The sequence below is a fragment of the Pseudomonas sp. zfem002 genome, from assembly GCF_032621685.1.
Taxonomy (GTDB): domain Bacteria; phylum Pseudomonadota; class Gammaproteobacteria; order Pseudomonadales; family Pseudomonadaceae; genus Aquipseudomonas; species Aquipseudomonas japonica.
In genome coordinates this window covers 1-18,673 of the sequence record NZ_JAVYJH010000001.1, presented here as the reverse complement: position 1 = coordinate 18,673, position 18,673 = coordinate 1, and the positions used below count along the sequence as shown (strand labels likewise).

The 18,673-nt window shown below is 64.0% G+C and carries 14 protein-coding genes; 11 read left to right on the top strand and 3 right to left on the bottom strand.

Going from position 1 to position 18,673, the window contains the following annotated elements:
- Positions 1-174 precede the first annotated feature (174 nt).
- The 8 genes from RTI28_RS00070 (at position 175) to RTI28_RS00035 (ending at position 13,921) form a co-directional block, all read left to right on the top strand.
- Positions 175-1,755, top strand: a complete 1,581-nt coding sequence (locus RTI28_RS00070; protein WP_316918565.1) for a flavin monoamine oxidase family protein — start codon at positions 175-177, stop codon at positions 1,753-1,755.
- 20 nt (positions 1,756-1,775) lie between these two features.
- Positions 1,776-2,276, top strand: coding sequence for a RidA family protein (locus RTI28_RS00065; protein WP_316918564.1), 501 nt, complete (start codon positions 1,776-1,778; stop codon positions 2,274-2,276).
- A gap of 132 nt (positions 2,277-2,408) precedes the next feature.
- Entirely contained in the window at positions 2,409-4,766 is a 2,358-nt protein-coding gene (locus RTI28_RS00060; RefSeq protein WP_316919096.1) for a TonB-dependent receptor, read from the top strand.
- Between the two features lie 301 nt (positions 4,767-5,067).
- Positions 5,068-6,402 (top strand): LLM class flavin-dependent oxidoreductase, encoded by a 1,335-nt coding sequence (locus RTI28_RS00055; RefSeq protein ID WP_316918563.1) that lies wholly within the window; start codon positions 5,068-5,070, stop codon positions 6,400-6,402.
- A gap of 44 nt (positions 6,403-6,446) precedes the next feature.
- Positions 6,447-7,550: an LLM class flavin-dependent oxidoreductase gene (locus RTI28_RS00050; RefSeq protein ID WP_316918562.1), complete on the top strand. Its 1,104-nt coding sequence runs from the start codon at positions 6,447-6,449 to the stop codon at positions 7,548-7,550.
- Positions 7,551-8,054: 504 nt separating this feature from the next.
- On the top strand, positions 8,055-9,299 hold the full coding sequence (mexE, locus tag RTI28_RS00045) for a multidrug efflux RND transporter periplasmic adaptor subunit MexE (protein WP_316918561.1): 1,245 nt from the start codon (positions 8,055-8,057) through the stop codon (positions 9,297-9,299).
- A 12-nt stretch (positions 9,300-9,311) separates the two neighbouring features.
- On the top strand, positions 9,312-12,491 hold the full coding sequence (locus RTI28_RS00040; protein ID WP_316918560.1) for an efflux RND transporter permease subunit: 3,180 nt from the start codon (positions 9,312-9,314) through the stop codon (positions 12,489-12,491).
- Complete coding sequence (locus RTI28_RS00035) at positions 12,488-13,921, top strand: TolC family protein (RefSeq protein ID WP_316918559.1); 1,434 nt, start codon at positions 12,488-12,490, stop codon at positions 13,919-13,921. Before RTI28_RS00040 ends, RTI28_RS00035 begins: the two co-directional genes overlap by 4 nt.
- Before the next feature lie 518 nt (positions 13,922-14,439).
- Here the strand turns inward: RTI28_RS00035 and RTI28_RS00030 are convergent.
- Entirely contained in the window at positions 14,440-14,886 is a 447-nt protein-coding gene (locus tag RTI28_RS00030) for a nuclear transport factor 2 family protein (protein WP_316918558.1), read from the bottom strand.
- A gap of 231 nt (positions 14,887-15,117) precedes the next feature.
- Here RTI28_RS00030 and RTI28_RS00025 point away from each other — a divergent pair, with 231 nt between their 5' ends.
- Together RTI28_RS00025 and RTI28_RS00020 are read left to right on the top strand one after the other, a co-directional pair.
- Positions 15,118-15,903 carry a hypothetical protein gene (locus RTI28_RS00025; protein ID WP_316918557.1) on the top strand — a complete coding sequence of 262 codons (786 nt, stop codon included), beginning with the start codon at positions 15,118-15,120 and terminating at the stop codon, positions 15,901-15,903.
- 421 nt (positions 15,904-16,324) lie between these two features.
- On the top strand, positions 16,325-16,630 hold the full coding sequence (locus RTI28_RS00020) for a hypothetical protein (protein ID WP_316918556.1): 306 nt from the start codon (positions 16,325-16,327) through the stop codon (positions 16,628-16,630).
- A gap of 201 nt (positions 16,631-16,831) precedes the next feature.
- Here the strand turns inward: RTI28_RS00020 and RTI28_RS00015 are convergent, their stop codons facing one another.
- Both RTI28_RS00015 and RTI28_RS00010 read right to left on the bottom strand, forming a co-directional pair.
- A complete protein-coding gene (locus tag RTI28_RS00015) occupies positions 16,832-17,356 on the bottom strand; it encodes a hypothetical protein (protein ID WP_316918555.1) in 525 nt (174 codons plus the stop codon).
- 6 nt (positions 17,357-17,362) lie between these two features.
- The gene (locus RTI28_RS00010; RefSeq protein ID WP_316918554.1) at positions 17,363-18,418 is read right to left on the bottom strand and encodes a hypothetical protein; all 1,056 of its coding nucleotides are present in this window, start codon (positions 18,416-18,418) and stop codon (positions 17,363-17,365) included.
- A gap of 72 nt (positions 18,419-18,490) precedes the next feature.
- On the opposite strand from RTI28_RS00010, the gene tnpB reads away from it, so the two are divergent.
- Positions 18,491-18,673: IS66 family insertion sequence element accessory protein TnpB (gene tnpB, locus RTI28_RS00005; RefSeq protein WP_241090355.1), on the top strand; the 183-nt coding region annotated here is incomplete at its 3' end.

Sequence of the window (18,673 nt, the reverse complement as noted above, 5' to 3'; positions counted from 1 at the left end):
TTTCACAAGCGTCTTTAAGGCGCTTATGTTCGTTTCACCGACCCCGACCTGGTGGAGGCAAAATGGATTTTCGCCGCCGCCAGAGGGCCTGCCCGCCTTCGCTCCCCCCGCTCTCGCGGGTTCTCCCTGGCCGCACGCGGAATGCCGATATTCCGACCTCATGGAGAACGCGATATGGGGCTCACCCGTAGAGATCTGGTAACCCGCCTGGCCGCCATCGGCGGCTATTCGGCGGCACTCGGCGGCCTGTCCGCCCTCGGCCTGCCCGGCAATGCCCGGGCGGCGAGCTTCGAACCCCTGAACCTGGCCAGCCGTGCCGGCAACGGCAAGCGTGTGCTGATCGTCGGCGGCGGCATCAGCGGCCTGGTCTCGGCCTATGAGCTGCGCAAGGCCGGTTTCAACGTGAAAGTGCTGGAGGCCCGCGAGCGCATCGGCGGACGGGTCTGGACCCTGCGCAATGGCGATCGCATCGAGCACAACGACGGCAGCCGGCAGACCGTGGAATTCGACGACGGCCTGTTCTTCAACGCCGGCGCCGCGCGCCTGCCCAGCCACCACCTGACCATCCTCGGCTACTGCCGCGAGCTCGGCGTGGAGCTGCAGGTGCTGGTCAACAGCAGCCGCAATGCCCTGGCCCAGCCAGACCTGGCGCAGCCGCCACTGCTGCTGCGCCAGGCGGTCAACGACACCCGCGGCCACCTCAGCGAACTGCTTGCGCGCAGCGTGCAGCGCAACAGCCTGGACCAGGAACTCGACGCCGGCGAGCGCAAGGCCCTGCTGGACTTCCTCAAGGTCTACGGCGACCTCAACGACGAACGCCAGTACCGCGGCTCGGTGCGCTCGGGCTACACCCGCTTCGCCGGCGCCGGTGACCAGACGCCGGTGCAGCGCGACCCGGTGGAGCTCAAGCGCCTGCTCGACAGCAACCTGCTGCTGCCGCTGGTGTTCGACGAGATCCCGGAGTTTTCCTCGACCATGTTCCAGCCGGTGGGCGGCATGGACCAGATTCCCAAGGCCTTCTACCGCCAGGTCAAGGACGCGGTGCAGCTCAACGCCGAGGTGCAGTCGATCCAGACCTCGGACAACGGCAGCCGGATCGTCTGGCGCGATCGCCTCACCGGGCGCCAGCACACCGAGGACGCCGACTACGCGGTGATCGCCCTGCCCCTGCCGCTGCTGCGCAAGCTCGACAGCAACTTCACCCCGGCCTTCAAGAGCGCCCTCGGCCTGGCCCAGGGCGACAAGGCCAACAAGGTGGCCTGGCAGTCGCCGCGGTTCTGGGAGACCGACTACCAGATCTATGGCGGCCTCTCCTACATCAACCACGAAGCGCGCACCCTGTGGTACCCCAGCGACCGCCTGAACAGCGCCCAGGGCATCCTGGTGGCGACCTACAACAACGGCGAGGTGGCCGACGGCTTCGCCGCCAAGCCGTGGCAGGCGCAGTTCGCCTCGTCCCGTGCCGCCGTGGAATCCCTGCACCCGGGTCACTCGCACAAGCTGGGCCGGCCGGTGGCAGTGAACTGGTCGAAGATTCCCTTCAGCGAAGCGCCGTGGATCGTCCACGACGAAGTGGCCCAGCCGGGCTACGACATCCTCAACCAGCCGCAAGGCCGCACCTGGCTGGCCAGCGACGCCCTGGCCCACGGCGGCGTCGGCATCTGGCAGAACAGCGCCGCCGAATCGGCGCGGCGGGTGGTCGGCCTGATCGCCCGGCACGCCGGCCAGCCCTCCGCCAACGTTGCCGCCGCCTGAACCACGACAAGGAACGTCCCATGAAGAAGACCACCACACTGGCGCTCGGAGCCCTGATGAGCCTGACCCTGAACACCGCCCACGCCGACAGCATCCAGCGCGTCGATCCGCCGGGCTCGAACTTCCCCATTTCGCAAGTGGTCAAGGTACCGGCCTCGGCGCAACTGATCTTCGTCAGCGGCACCCTGCCCGACGTCGCCGATGCCAAGGCGCCGAAAGGCAGCATCGCCGCCTACGGCAACACCGAAACCCAGACCCTCTCGGTGCTCAACAAGCTGCGCGGCATTCTCCAGGCCCAGGGCCTGGACCTGGGCGATATCGTCCAGCTGCGGGTGTTCCTGGTCGGCGACCCGGACAAGGGCAACACCCTCGACTTCGCTGGCCTGCAGGCCGCCTACACGCGCTTCTTCGCCACCGCCGAGCAGCCGAACAAACCGACCCGCACCGCCTTGCAGGTGGTCGCCCTGCCGCTGCCCGGCGCGCTGGTGGAAATCGAAGCCATCGCCGCCAGGACCCCGTGAACCGGGGTCGTTCACCGCTATAACCAGAAAAGGAAATCTGCCTTGAACACTGCCCGCCTCTCCCGCTGGCCGGCAGCGACGGCGCGCACCCCGTTGTTGGGTGCCGCGCTGCTCGCCAGCCTCAATCTCCCCGTGGTCGCCGCCGAAGAACCGAGCGACAAGCAGCAGGGCTCGCGCCTGGAAACCGTGATCGTCACCGGTAACCGTGGCAGCGAGAAACGCACCGTGACCACCAGCCCGGCGCCTATCGATGTGATCAGCGCCAAGCAACTGCAGGCCACCGGAAAACCCGGGCTGATGGAAGCCCTCAGCGCCACGGTGGCCTCCTTCACCCTCCCGGAAAAGACCGGCTGGGACGCCAGTGGCATGGCCCGCGCGCCAAGCCTGCGCGGCCTCAACGCGGCGCAGGTGCTGGTCCTGGTCAACGGCAAGCGCCGCCACACCAGCGCCACCCTGAACATCAGCGGGATCCACGCCGGCGCCGCCCCGGCCGACCTCGACCTGATCCCCATCAGCGCCATCGATCATGTCGAGGTGCTGCGCGACGGCGCCGCCGCGCAGTACGGCTCGGATGCCATCGCCGGGGTGATCAACGTGATCCTCAAGGCCGACACCAGCGGCACCGCGGTGACCAACGTCGGCCAGGGCTACGACGGCAAGAAGCAGACCGTGCAGCAGAGCCTGAACAAGGGCTTCGAGATCGGCCAGGACGGTGTCCTGCAACTGGCCCTCGACGCCCGCAGCCAGAACGACGACAACAAGGCCAACGCCAACGGCTACAGCCCGGCCGAAGCCCATGAGAAGGCCGGCAAGGCGACCTATGGCGGCTACGGCACGCCGAAGATCAACCTGCTGACCCTCGGCTACAACGCCGAGCTGCCGGTCAACGACGACCTCAGCCTGTACTCCTTCAGCACCTGGTCCTACCGCAAGGCCGAACAGGGGCAGAACTTCCGCCTGCCGACCATCGTCAACACCATCACCACCGGCCCCAACGGCCGGCCGTCCGGTTACACGCCGACCTGGTACATCGAGGAGCAGGACTTCCAGGCCGCGTTCGGCGCCAAGGGCCTGGCCGGTGAATGGGACTGGGACCTGTCCAGCACCTACGGGCGCAACGACGCCGAACAGGGCACCTGGAACAACCAGAACCCGTCCCTCGGCGAAGCCACGCCGAACCACTTCAAGTCCGGTACCTGGATCTCCACTCAGTTGACCAGCAACCTCGATCTGCATCGTGGTTTCGAGGTCGGCCTGAGCAAGCCGCTGGACCTGTCCTGGGGCCTGGAACAGCGCCGCGACGGCTACGAGGTGGAAAAAGGCGACTGGGCCAGCTGGGCCAATGGCGGCTACTGCCGGGCGCCGGGCCAGTGCGCCTCGTCCGGGGCCCAGGTGACCAACGGCATCTCCCCCGACCAGACCGCCAAGACCCACCGCAACAGCGTGGCCAGCTACGTCGACGTGGGCTTCAACCCGCTGCCGCAATGGTATGTCGGCACCGCGCTGCGCTACGAGCACTACGACCAGGGCATCGGTGCGACCCGCAGCGGCAAGCTCAGCACGCGCTACGAGTTCACCCCGCAACTGGCGCTGCGCGCCACCGTGAGCAACGGCTTCCGTGCGCCGTCCCTGGCCAACAGCCTGTTCAGTGCGCGCTCCACCACCTTTGGCGTGGTCAACGGGGTCTACCAGTCGATCAACTACGGCGTACTGCCGGTGGATTCGGCGGCGGCCAAGGCCCTCGGCGCCGAACCGCTGAAGCCAGAGAAATCCAGCAACTACAGCCTCGGCCTGACCTTCCAGCCCAGCGACCGGCTGTCCTTCACCGCCGATGCCTACGTGATCAACGTGCGTGACCGCATCACCCTGACCGGCACCCTGCTCGGCCCGGAAGTGCTGCAGACCCTGATCGCCAACGGCATCAACTCCACCTCCGGCGGCCAGTACTTCACCAACGGCGCCAATACCCGGACCAAGGGCGTCGACCTGGTGGGCAACTACGACCAGGACCTGGGCGGCTTCGGCAGTGTGAAATGGACCGCGGCGTGGAACTGGAACGACACCGAGATCCTCGACTACAAGGAGAGCGTGAGCATTCTCGGCAAGCAATACGACCTGATGGACCGCCAGGCGCGCAACTTCATCACCGGGGTGCAGCCCAAGACCAAGCTGATTCTTGGCGGCAACTGGCGTCTGGATCGCTACAACGTCAACCTCGGCCTGACCCGCTACGGTTCGTACCGCGAAGTCAACGACGCAGGCGACCGCTCGCTGGACCGGGTGTACAAGGCACGCTGGATCACCGACCTGGATGTCGGCTACCAGTTGACCAAGGACCTGAACCTGGCGGTGGGGGCGAAGAACCTGTTCGACATCTATCCGGAACGGCAGAACCCGCCCAACAAGACCATGACCAAAGGCTATGGCGCGTACTCGCCATACGGCTTCACCGGGGGCTATTACTTCACGCGCCTGACCTATGAGTTCTAGCTGACCTGCACGGACGGTGTGGGTGCGGATTCAGCGCGGCATCGGACCGCCGCGGTGAATCCGTGCCCACACCGTTCGTGCATGAACCCGGCACCACAAAATTCAATTTACTGATATTGAAAAACACATTTAATGCTTTGTTTACATAATTAGCATAGAAGAAAACGGTCCTTCACAGACGCTCCACAGCCGCATAAGGTCTATCCCAAGACCGACCCCTTTCCCGGCGGAGGCCCCTTTTTGCGACGCAAGCCGGGCCTCGCCGCGCTTCGTCGCCTCACCCTCCGCGCAGGAACGAAGCATGAGCAAACGACAGATCAGACTCGGCGCCATGATCCACGGTGTCGGCCACGGCTGGGGCGAGTGGCGTCACCCGAACGCACTGGCCGATGCCAGCGTCAACTTCGGCTATTACAAGGAGCAGGCCCGCCTGGCCGAAGCCGGCAGGTTCGACTTCGCCTTCATCGCCGACAGCCTGCATATCCACGCCAAGTCCAGCCCGCACTACCTCAACCGCTTCGAACCGCTGACCATCCTCTCTGCCCTGGCCGCGGTCACCGAGCACATCGGCCTGGTGGCGACCATCACCGTGAGCTACACCGAGCCCTTCCAGGTCGCCCGCCAGCTGGCCTCGCTGGACCATATCAGCGGCGGCCGCGCCGGCTGGAACGTGGTCACCTCGTGGCTGTCCGGGACCGCCGACAACTTCGGCAAGAGCGAACACCCGCCACACGCCGAGCGCTATCGCATCGCCAAGGAGCATGTGCAGGTGGTCCAGGCCCTGTGGGACTCCTGGGAGGACGACGCCTTCACCCGCGACAAGCAGAGCGGCGAGTTCTTCGACCCGGACAAGCTGCACACGCTGAACCACCACGGCGAGTTCTTCAAGGTCAAGGGCCCGCTGAATATCGCCCGCTCGCGCCAGGGCCAGCCGCTGATCTTCCAGGCCGGCACCTCCGAGGACGGGCGCAACTTCGCCGCGCGTCAGGCCGATGCGATCTTCGTCAGCCCCGAGGGCTTCAGCGACGCCCGCGCCTACTACCTGGACCTCAAGCAACGGGCGCGCAACTTCGGGCGCAACCCGGACGAGCTGTTCATCCTCCCGGGCATCCGCCCCCTGGTCGGCAGGGATGCCGCGGATGCCGAACGCCTTTACCAGGAAGCGCTCGCGCTGGTCAGCATCGACGATGCCCTGGTCGCCCTCGGCCGGCCGTTCAACGACTACGACTTCAGCGTCCATGAGCTCGACGCGCCGTTCCCCGACCTGGGCGATCTCGGCAGCCAGAGCCACAAGGGCTCGTCCGACCAGCTCAAGCGCATCGCCCGCGAAGAGGGCCTGACCCTGCGCCAGGTGGCCCTGCGCTTCTCGGCGCCGAGCCGGGACTTCGTCGGCACCGCCGAGGAGGTGGCGAACGCCGTGCAGGACTGGTTCGAACACGACGCGGCGGACGGTTTCATCATCAACGCCCTGCTCCCCGACGGCCTGCAGCGCTTCACCGAGCTGGTAGTGCCTTTGCTGCAGGAGCGCGGTCTGTTGCGCCATGACTACGAGGGCCAGACCCTGCGCGACAACTTCGGCCTGGCCGTGCCGGACAACCGCTACACCTTGCGTCGCACCCGCGAAGCGGTCGCCTGAACCGCCCGGACAGAACCTTTCAACGGACAAGGAGTTTTGCCCCCATGAGTCTCGAATTCATCGGCCTGATCGGCCCCCAGGAAGGTAGCGAATCCCAGGCCCCGCGCGGCCCGGCGGTCGACCTGGAATTCATCAGGGCGTTTGCCCAGGCGCAGGAATACGGCGGTTTCGACAAGGCCCTGCTGGCGGTCAACACCAGCGCCGCCGACTCGCTGATCATCGCCAGCCACGTCGCCGCCTACACCGAGAAGCTCGGCCTGCTGGTGGCCCACCGCCCGGGCTTCCAGGCGCCGACCTTCGCCGCCCGCCAGTTCGCCACCCTCGATCACCTGAGCCGGGGGCGCGCCTCGATCAACGTGATCACCGGCGGCGACAGCGGCGACCTGCAGCGTGACGGCGATTTCCTCGACAAGGACGCCCGCTACGCGCGCACCAGCGAGTACCTCGACGTGGTCCGCCAGACCTGGACCGCGACCGCGCCGTTCAACCACGAGGGCGCGCATTATCGCGTCGAGGACAACCTGACCCTGATCAAGCCGCTGCAGAAGCCGCATATCCCGATCTACTTCTCCGGGGCGTCCGACGCCGCGGTGGACGTGGCGGCGAAGCATGCCGACGTCTACATGATGTGGGGCGAGCCGCTGGAGCAGGTTCGCGAGCGTATCGCCAAGGTGCGCCGGGCGGCGGCGAAGTACGGGCGAGAGAAGCACATTCGCTTCAGCCTGTCGCTGCGCCCGATCCTCGGCGCCACCGAGGAACAGGCGTGGGCCCGTGCCGAGCGCATCCTCGCCAATGCACGGGTGCTGCATGAACAGCGCGCGAGCAAGCGTCGCGAACTGAACGTGGGCAAGAACAACAGCGGCTCGGCGCGCCTGGTGGAACTGGCCAGCCAGAAGGTGGTGCACGACACCCGGCTGTGGACGGCGATCGCCGCGCTGACCGGGGCGGCGGGCAACTCGACCTCGCTGGTGGGCACGCCGGACCAGGTGGCCGAGGCGGCGCTGGAGTACTACAACCTCGGCGTCAGCACCTTCCTGTTCCGTGGTTTCGATCAGTTGCGCGATGCCGTGGAGTATGGCCAGGAGCTGCTGCCGCGGATTCGCGCCAAGGTGGCGCAGCAGGCGCAGGGCAAGCGGGCCAACGGCTGAGTCCAGGCCTCACGCGATTGGCCCCCCGTAGGAGCTGGCTTGCCTGCGAAAGGACCGCGCAGCGGTCCCGAAAATGGTGCTGCCCATGAGATTTTGGGACCGCTGCGCGGTCCTTTCGCGGGCAAGCCCGCTCCTACAGAACCCAGACAAAAAAAACCGCCAGCAACCCTGCTGGCGGTTCAAACGTAGCGCAGATATGAAGATATTGCCGTCGCACCCAGAGGGACCTACCAAAGGGGCAGCATCAGTATCTCCCTCCCGCCGCCACCCTGCTTGTCCTTCCCTGCCAGGCGCTTGCACCTCGATGCCAGTGCACGGCAGCGGGGCTGGATCAGCGGTTCCCAGTGATGCTGGGTTGACTGTTCGACCGCAACTATCAACGCCACACGATAAAACCCGACTTCCATCATTCCCCGTGATAGTTACCTTCGCTTCGTTCGATTCGTCGCCGTCCCTGGCAAAACGCAGAATCCGCCCACTATCAATACATTGGCGGAGTTCTCCATGGAGCAGTCACTCAAACCCTTGCGCTACCCCCTTGCCGCCTTGGCCCTTCTGGTGATGAGTGCCTGCGGTCGCACCCCGGAAGCGGTGCATGCGCCTTCGGCGCCGAAGGTCAGCGTGGCGAAAGTGATCGAGCAGCCGATCAATGAATGGGACGAGTTCACCGGCCGCCTCGAAGCCCCGGAAACCGTCGAAGTCCGCCCGCGTGTCTCCGGACAGATCGACCAGGTAGCCTTCACCGAAGGCGCCCAGGTGCAGAAAGGCGACCTGCTGTTCCAGATCGACCCGCGTCCGTTCCAGGCCGAGGTCCGCCGCCTCGAAGCCCAGCTGCAACAAGCCCGCGCCACCGCCATCCGCTCGGAAAACGAAGCCCAGCGCGGCGAACGCCTGCGCAACAGCAACGCCATCTCCGCCGAACTGGCCGAGTCGCGCAGCAGCGCCGCCGCCGAAGCCCGCGCCGGCGTCGCGGCGATCCAGGCGCAACTGGACCTGGCCAAGCTGAACCTGAGCTTCACCCGCGTCACCGCGCCGATCAGCGGCCGGGTCAGCCGCGCCCAGTTCACTGCCGGCAACATCGTCAGCGCCGACGTCACGCCGCTGACCAGCGTGGTCTCCACCGACCGCGTGTATGCCTACTTCGATGCCGACGAGCGCGTCTACCTCAAGTACAGCCAACTGGCCCGCGACGGCCAGCGCGGCCAGAGCACCCCGGTGTACCTCGGCCTGTCCAACGAAACCGGCAACCCGCACCTGGGCCAGATGAACTTCGTCGACAACCAGGTCAACCCGAAGACCGGCACCATCCGCGGCCGCGCCGTGTTCGACAACCGCAACGGCCAGTTCACCCCGGGGCTCTACGCGCGCCTGAAACTGGTGGGCAGCGCCACCTACGACGCCGTGCTGATCAACGACGAGGCGGTCGGCACCGACCTGGGCAAGAAGTTCGTGCTGGTCATGGACCAGGACAACAAGGCCGCCTACCGCCCGGTGGAACTCGGTCCGAAACTCGAAGGCCTGCGCATCGTCCGGGCCGGCCTGAGCAAGGACGACCGCATCGTGGTCAAGGGCCTGCAGCGGGTCCGTCCCGGCTCGCCGGTCACCCCGGAAGAAACGCCGATGGCCAGCGAGTCCACCCTCGCCGCCCTCGCCCAGCAACGCCAGGCCCTGGAAGCCGCCAACCGTCAGCCCGTCGATAACGGCAAGGCCACGGTCAAGCTCGCCAGCGCCGCGACCCCACGCGGTTAAGAGACGACACCAATGAATTTTTCCAAGTTCTTCATTACCCGGCCGATCTTCGCCGCGGTGCTCTCGCTGCTGGTCCTGATCGCCGGTGCGATCTCGCTGTTCCAGCTGCCGATCAGCGAATACCCGGAAGTGGTGCCGCCCACCGTGGTGGTGCGCGCCAACTTCCCCGGGGCCAACCCCAAGGTGATCGGCGAAACCGTCGCCGCGCCGCTGGAACAGGCCATCACCGGTGTCGAGAACATGCTCTACATGTCCTCGCAGTCCACCGCCGACGGCAAGATCACCCTGACCATCACCTTCGCCCTGGGCACCGACCTGGACAACGCCCAGGTCCAGGTGCAGAACCGCGTGACGCGGACCCAGCCCAAGCTGCCGGAAGAAGTGACGCGCATCGGTATCACCGTCGACAAGGCCTCGCCCGACCTGACCATGGTCGTGCACCTGACCTCGCCGGATAACCGCTACGACATGCTCTACCTGTCCAACTACGCCATCCTCAACATCAAGGACGAGCTGGCGCGCCTGGGCGGTGTCGGCGACGTGCAGCTGTTCGGCATGGGCGACTACTCGCTGCGGGTCTGGCTCGATCCGAACAAGACCGCCTCGCGCAACCTCACCGCCAGCGACGTGGTCGCGGCGATTCGCGAGCAGAACCGCCAGGTCGCCGCCGGCCAGCTCGGCGCACCGCCCGCGCCTAACGCCACCAGCTTCCAGCTCTCGGTCAACACCCAGGGTCGTCTGGTCAGCGAGGAAGAGTTCGAGAACATCATCATCCGTTCCGGCGAAAACGGCGAAATCACTCGCCTGAAGGACATCGCCCGGGTCGAGCTGGGCTCCAGCCAGTACGCCCTGCGCTCGCTGCTGAACAACCAGCCGGCAGTGGCCATCCCGATCTTCCAGCGCCCGGGCTCCAACGCCATCGAGATCTCCGACGAAGTGCGGACGAAGATGGCCGAGCTCAAGCAGAGCTTCCCCGAAGGCATGGACTACAGCATCGTCTACGACCCGACCGTGTTCGTCCGCGGCTCGATCGAAGCGGTGGTGCACACCCTGTTCGAAGCGCTGATCCTCGTGGTCCTGGTGGTGATCCTGTTCCTGCAGACCTGGCGCGCCTCGATCATCCCGCTGGTGGCCGTACCGGTGTCGCTGATCGGTACCTTCGCCGTGATGCACCTGTTCGGCTTCTCGCTCAACGCCCTGTCGCTGTTCGGCCTGGTACTGGCCATCGGTATCGTGGTGGACGACGCCATCGTCGTGGTGGAGAACGTCGAGCGCAACATCGAGCTGGGCCTGAAACCGCTGGAAGCCACGCAGAAGGCCATGGGTGAAGTGACCGGACCGATCATCGCCACCGCCCTGGTGCTCTGCGCCGTGTTCGTGCCGGCGGCGTTCATCTCCGGCCTCACCGGGCAGTTCTACAAGCAGTTCGCCCTGACCATCGCCATCTCCACGGTGATCTCGGCCTTCAACTCGCTGACCCTGTCGCCGGCCCTGGCCGCCGTGCTGCTCAAGGGTCACCACGAGCCGAAGGACCGTTTCTCGCTGCTGCTGGAGCGTCTGCTGGGCGGCTGGTTGTTCCGTCCGTTCAACCGCTTCTTCGAGCGTGCCAGCCATAGCTATGTCGGCACCGTCGGCCGGGTCATCCGCCGCAGTGGCGTGGCGCTGTTCGTCTATGCCGGCCTGATGGGCCTGACGTACCTCGGCTTCTCGTCCACCCCGACCGGCTTCGTCCCGGCCCAGGACAAGCAGTACCTGGTGGCCTTCGCCCAGTTGCCGGACGCGGCCAGCCTCGACCGTACCGAAGCGGTGATCAAGCGCATGAGCGAGATCGCCCTGAAACAGCCGGGCGTGGCCGACTCGGTGGCCTTCCCGGGCCTGTCGATCAACGGTTTCACCAACAGCCCGAACAGCGGCATCGTGTTCACCCCGCTCAAGCCGTTCGACGAGCGCAAGGACCCGAGCCAGTCGGCCGGTGCCATCGCCGCCGCGCTGAACGCGCAGTTCGCCGATATCCAGGACGCCTACATCGCCATCTTCCCGCCACCGCCGGTACAGGGGCTGGGCACCATCGGCGGTTTCCGCCTGCAGATCGAGGACCGTGGCAACCTGGGTTATGAAGCGCTGTACAAGGAAGTGCAGAACGTCATCGCCAAGAGCCGCAGCGTGCCGGAACTGGCCGGCCTGTTCACCAGCTACCAGGTCAATGTGCCGCAGGTCGATGCCGCCATCGACCGCGAGAAGGCCAAGACCCACGGCGTGGCCATCAACGACATCTTCGACACCCTGCAGATCTACCTGGGTTCGTTGTACGCCAACGACTTCAACCGCTTTGGCCGCACCTACCAGGTCAACGTCCAGGCCGAACAGCAGTTCCGCCTCGACGCCGAGCAGATCGGCCAGCTGAAGGTGCGCAACAACCAGGGCGAGATGATCCCGCTGGCGACCTTCATCAAGGTCAGCGACACCTCCGGCCCCGACCGGGTGATGCACTACAACGGTTTCATCACCGCCGAGATCAACGGCGCCGCGGCCCCGGGCTACAGCTCCGGCCAGGCGGAGAAAGCCATCGAGAAACTGCTGAAGGAGGAACTGCCCAACGGCATGACCTTCGAGTGGACCGAGCTGACCTACCAGCAGATCCTCGCCGGCAATACCGCGCTGTTCGTCTTCCCGCTCTGCGTACTGCTGGCCTTCCTCGTGCTGGCCGCCCAGTACGAAAGCTGGAGCCTGCCGCTGGCGGTGATCCTGATCGTCCCGATGACCCTGCTCTCGGCGATCACCGGGGTGATCCTGTCCGGTGGCGACAACAACATCTTCACCCAGATCGGCTTGATCGTACTGGTGGGGCTGGCGTGCAAGAACGCGATCCTCATCGTCGAGTTCGCCAAGGACAAGCAGGCCGAAGGCCTCGACCCGCTGGCCGCGGTCCTGGAAGCCTGCCGCCTGCGTCTGCGGCCGATCCTGATGACCTCGTTCGCCTTCATCATGGGTGTGGTACCGCTGGTGTTCTCCTCCGGTGCCGGTGCCGAGATGCGCCATGCCATGGGCGTGGCGGTGTTCTCCGGGATGATCGGCGTGACCATCTTCGGCCTGCTGCTGACCCCGGTGTTCTTTGTCCTGATCCGTCGTTACGTCGAACGCAGCCAGGCACGCAAGGCCGCACGGCTGCCGGCGCTGGAGAACCACGCATGAACGCTGCAACCCTGAACACCGCCAGGCACCTGTGGCTGCCGAGCCTGCTCGCCCTGGCCCTGAGCGCCTGTGCCGTGGGCCCGGACTACCAGGCCCCGGACACCGCCGCCGCGCACCTGACCGCCGTCGAGGGCCAGGCCGGCCTCGATCGCAGCCGCTTCGAAAGTGCCTGGTGGCACCAGTTCGAGGACCCGGTGCTGGACCAGTTGGTGACCCAGTCGCTCTCCGGCAACCGTGACCTGCGCGTCGCCTTCGCCCGCCTCAAGGCCGCCCGGGCGATTCGCGACGACGTCGACAACGATGCCCTGCCGACCGTGACCAGCCGCGTCAGCAGCAACCTGGGCAAGGGCCAGGTTCCCGGGCAGACCGAGGACCGGGTCAACAGCGAGCGCTACGACCTCGGCCTGGACATGGCCTGGGAGCTCGACCTGTTCGGCCGCATCCAGCGCCAGCTGGAAGCCAGCGAGGCCCAGGAAGCCGCGGCCCAGGCCGACCTGCAACAACTGCAGGTGAGCCTGATCGCCGAACTGGTGGATGCCTACGGGCAACTGCGTGGCGCGCAACTGCGCGAGCAGATCGCCCTGGCCAACCTCAAGACCCAGCAGGACTCGCGCGGCATCACCGAGACCCTGCGCGATGCCGGGGTCGGCAACGAGCTTGACGTAGTCCGCGCCGACGCTCGCCTGGCGGCGGTGGAGGCCAGCGTGCCGCAGTTGCAGGCGGAACAGGTGCGGGCGCGCAATCGTATCGCCACCCTGCTCGGCCAGCGCCCGGACGCGCTGAGCGTGGACCTCTCGGCCAAGCAACTGCCGGCCATCGCCAAGGCCCTGCCGGTGGGTGATCCGGGCGAACTGCTGCAACGCCGTCCGGACATCCGCCGCGCCGAACGCCAGTTGGCCGCGGCCACGGCGAACGTCGGCGTGGCCACCGCGGACCTGTTCCCGCGGGTCAGCCTCAGCGGCTTCCTCGGCTTCACCGCCGGGCGCGGTTCGCAGTTGGGTTCGTCGGCGGCGCAGGCCTGGGCGCTGGGCCCGAGCATCACCTGGGCGGCATTCGACCTGGGCAGCGTGCGTGCGCGCCTGCGCGGCGCCAATGCCGAGGCCGAGGGCGCGCTGGCGACCTACGAGCAGCAGGTACTGCTGGCCCTGGAAGAATCGGAAAACGCCTTCAGCGACTACGGCAAGCGCCAGCAGCGCCTGCTCTCCCTGCTCAAGCAGAGCGAGGCGAGCCGCAAGGCGGCGGACCTGGCGTCGATTCGCTACCGCGAAGGCACGGTGGACTACCTGGTGCTGCTGGATGCCGAGCGCGAGCGCCTGGCGGCCGAGGATGCCCAGGCCCAGGGCGAGGTCGAGCTGTATCGCGGGATTGTCGCGATCTACAAAGCGCTGGGCGGTGGCTGGCAAGCCGAGGCGGTCGCTTCGGTGAAATGATTGTGTGAGGCTCCTTTGGTTGGTTCATACCGACCTCTTTGCCCCGCGGGTTTCGGCCTGGCGGGGCTTTTTTTGGTCTTCTTGCACAAGACCGCCAGGTGCCTGTCTTGAGCCTTACAGCGCCCTCAAGATCGAGCGCCGCCCGCGCGGCGCTTCGCGACGGTTCGGCGCCCCGACAAGCTCGCTCCCACAGTTTGTTGCAACGAACCTATGTCTGATAGGCCATGGTTGTCCGCCTTGTTTGCACGACGCAATATCAAGTCGGGCCCAACAGCCTCCCCGCAATAAATCGCCAAGCACCAAGGGCTGACCACTCAAATCTCACAGGCCATGGCGCGTTGCAACAGACTGTGGGAGCGAGCTTGCTCGCGAAGCGCCGCGCGGGCGGCGCTCGGTCTTGAGGGCTCTGCACATGTTGAGGCGAGCACCTCGCGGCCCAAATGCGGTTTCCTGCCAAGCCCTCAAAGATGTGCAGATACCCATGCAGCAATGAGGCCCGCAAGAACGATACAGAAACCTCAGCCAGGCACCGTCCCCTTCAGATGAAAGCCCATCTCCCCCACCGTCTCCTGCAAGGTGTAGTCCCGGTATGCAAACCGCCAGACCCCGTCCACCCGCTCGAACTCGTCGTGATAGCGCCCAGCCGTGATCGCCTGCAGCGGCAAGCCCTCGGTGGCCTGGAACACGGTGTAGTACGAACGTACCGTGGCACGATTGCCCGCCTCGTCGATGTCGATGATCGGGTTGCTGGTCACGTGCCGGGTACGTGGCGTCCCGCACGGGTAGAGGATCACCAGCTCACGGAGCAGAGCGAGCATGCCGTTCGAATCGATCGGCGGTACCTCCTTGCCGACCTTGATGCGCGCGTGCCGGAACAGCCTCGCAGCGCCCTCGAAGTCACCCGTATCCAGGCATTCCGCATACTGGTAAAGCAGGTTGCTGATAGCGATGGCACTGCTGCTCATACGGACCTCGTGCAAAGGGTGTGCGCGCATTGTCCGAGGGCCTTCGCCAGCCGGCATCGTCCATTCGGCCGAGGCCTTTTTCCACTTTCGCAAGGCACAAAAGACCACTAGATCCGCCTCTTTGCCCCTCCCTGTCAACTGTCAGAGTTGTCAGGTTTCAAGCCCCGGAGCCCCGCATAGACTGCAAGTCCAACCCACAGTTGTGATTTACAGATCACGGAGCACTACAGCATGAACGCAAAGTCCCACACCCCCCGCGCGGAGCAGATCCGCAATGGCGACTTCTCGAACGGAAGCGTCAACTGGCAGGTTTATGACGACGTCAATTTCGAAGAACAGCGCTGCAACGTCGGCCAGAACGGCATTGCCGCGCAGGTCATCGGCAGCATTCCGGCCGGGCGCTATCGCCTCTCCTGTCGTGCCGCGATCGTCACCCCGGGCGGCTTTCCCGGCGCGCGGATTCGCCTGAGCTACGACAGTGTCAACGTGATCATGGACATCGTCGGCACAACGCCGAACCTCTATGAGACCGACTTCGACGTACCGGCCGGTGTCGCGGGCATGGAGGTCTACCTGGAAGGCAACACCGCAGCCGCCTGGTTCGACGACGTATCGCTGGATTTCGCCCCGCAGAGCGACGAACTGATCCGCAACGGCGACTTCGCCGAAGGCAATGCCCACTGGGAGATGACCGGCGCCAACTTCGACGCGGAAACCTGCGCGCTGCGCATGGACGACGTATCGCAGACGGTTGCCGTGCCGACCCTCGGCTACTACCAGCTCACCGCCCGCGCCAAGGTCGGCGCCGGATCCATGGGCCGTCTGCAGGTCAAGCTGCTGCCGGATGGCGCGACGCAGTACGTACCGGTCAGTTCCACCGACTGGAGCGACTACGCGATCGACATCACGGCGATCCAGGGTGAAAGCGCGTTCAAGGTGTCGCTGATCCGCGTGACCGGGGATGACGTGCAGTTCGACGATGTGTCGCTGAAGCTGACCGCCGGCCTGGACGACTGATCGACGGGCAAGGCCCCGCGCTCTTCAGGGAGTGCGGGGCCTTGCCTGTGTCATTGACAGGCTCGATACCGGCGGTTGAACGGCCTTGATTCGGGGATATTCGGGGATGTTGCATAGCGCGACAAAACCGCCTCTGGATCCGACTTTCATGTAGGCAATTTCCCAAGCATACTTTTCCGCCTTATCAGTCATTGCGCCCCTGGAATTCGGTGCCTACGCTTCGCCGGTCGTTGCACACAACGACCGGTCTTGACGGGCCGACTCCACGGAATCGCCGACTGCTATGGCAGCTGTGCGTGTGGGCGCCTTCGGGCGCGCCGGGTTTTCTCTGTGGACCGGTCCGTCAACCCGCGCACAGTCGCCACCCTCCTGCTTGACGGCAGGTCTGTGGCGTTTCATTCCTCCACAGAGAAACGAAGTCATGAAAAAGCTGGTACCGGATCCTCCTGCCTCCACACTTCGTCGCACCACTGTCCACACTCACTTCGGCGCTTGCCACGGCGCGCACCCACCGTTGTTCTCGGTGTGCGAAGAGGCCGATATCGAAGATGCGCTGGTTCATCTTTCTGCTGCGCTCACGTCAGCCTTTGAAACCAACTGGCAACTCTGCGAAATGTTGTCTCGACCTACAGCAGACATGGCGTGGGCTACATGTCAGTCGCTGGAAATCTGTCAGGCGTTGATCAAGGCGCTGTTGAATAGACACGACTACAGAATAGGCGCCTAGAAACATAAGCGCGAAAACGTATACGGCGGCAGAACAGGTTCTGTCGCCACTACCGCTGACTTGTCCCGCTCACCAACTTAGCCCTTCTGGCCGTAGAGCGATTCTTATACAGGTCGTTCAGGGGAAGGGAGGTTTAGCAGCAAGCAGATAAAACAACACCAGCACGAGGCCGGTGCTGTGTGGGGTAGTGTGCTTGGACAATTATCGAAAAGACCAATCATGTATTGAAATATATTCAATCTTCTGACTTGGCGCATGCTCCAGCGAAGCTCTATAGTCGGTTATAAAGCTAATTCCCTCTATATACTTACCACTTTCAATTATTAAAAAATCATCATCCAAATCATTGAAATCAAGCTCATAAAAATCATTAAGCAGCAGTAGGTCATCGCCAGGCACAACCGATTTGAACCCCCCTTGGTAGCCTTTCCCAACCACAACTCTATATAGTTTCTTGGCATCTCCAAAATCCAATGAAACCAAATCATTTCGATAGCTGAATGACTCAACAGTCTTGCCAAGTTCGATAGCCGTACCGACTTTCGACCTGACTCCAACCCATCCCGCACTGCTAATTAAAACCTCATCAATGCATGCGTTAGATTCATGCCAGTCAACGATTCCAATTCTTTCTTGAATGCTGGAAAAATCCTCACCCAGAGAAAACCCCGCCGCACTTATACCCGGAATCAGCACTGCCTTAAGATTAGGAACTAACATTGCCATGCACCACTACTCCCAAGCTTTCCACTGGCCAGCCTCATACTTCAAGCGGTTACCTTGCTTATCGTAATACTGCTGATACTTGGTAATTGTTCCTGGCTTTAAGCCTGCACTTGAGTCAATCACCCTGACCTCAGCTCCATCTTTGTACGTAAACTTATAGTACTCCGCATCATGCCGACCTCCGCCAGAGTGGTATTGGACCTCCTTAATTGCTGGATGCCCTTCCACTGTAAATGCTTGTGCATTGCCAGAAGTGCCTGGCTTGTGAGGTTTAGGCACAAGCTTTGCGCCGTCCATCTTATACGCTTGAGCCAAATCATCTATTGATGAACCCCAGACCTTATCCAAGCTTCTTGGAATGCCTGCCTGCACAGCAAGATCATTACGCAACCCATCTCGGGCAATAGACGAAGTGGCGGGAACGTCTACAGCTCCTGTTGCTTTTGTCCCACTGACTCCCGCAACAGGCCGACTATACGCCATCCCCGCTTCAGCGTCTGGTGAAACCTCCGGCTTGAGGGCTCCACCCCCAGTCGTCGATTTACCAGCCCCGCCCAACCCACTCGGTTCCGACGGTTTCCCTCCAGGGCCGAGTTCAGGGCCCCCCGACTTTCCAGGGTCTACAGTCCCTGGAGCATTTTTCCCTGTTCCTGACGTAGCCCCCCTTCCCGCCATTCCAGCAACGATTCCAGCAGCCCCAGACTCTCCATGGAACGTCTGCATCCAAGGGGTACGCGCGACTCGCTCTTCTTCAAAGTGCGCGTTTGCAATTGTCTCGACAATCTCACGCTCTTCACTGGTCAGGGTAGAAAGTAGCGCTAAGGAATCCAGCGCTCGGGTGCCATTTTCGACCTCCTTAAGTTGTGCCTCACAAGCCGCTTCTCCTCCAGCCTTGCAGCCTTCAAACCAAGCGCCCGTTTTACTCTGCCGGATCGCATCGTATTTGCTCAATACTCCACTTTGGCATGCGCCAGGATCTCCGCTCCCCCGACAACCAACCAGCTCCTGCGCAAATTTGTCGATTTCCTCGTGCTTGAGATAGTTGTAAAGTAAGCGCTCCATGAACCCCACATTCAAAGCGCTCAACTGATTCCGGATGCTGTGCTCCCGATTTCTTCCTGGAGCCCGCAAGTCATGATGCGACCCGACGCCAAAGTCGAAAAAGTCTACCTCTACCCCAAACCCGTCGACTTTCGAAAGTCCATCGATGGCCTGGCCGCGCTGGTCGAACTCGATATCAAGGTGGCGGTGTTCGATCCCGTGCTTTTTGTCTTCCTCAACAAGCCGCGCAACCGCGTGAAGATCTTGTACTGGGAG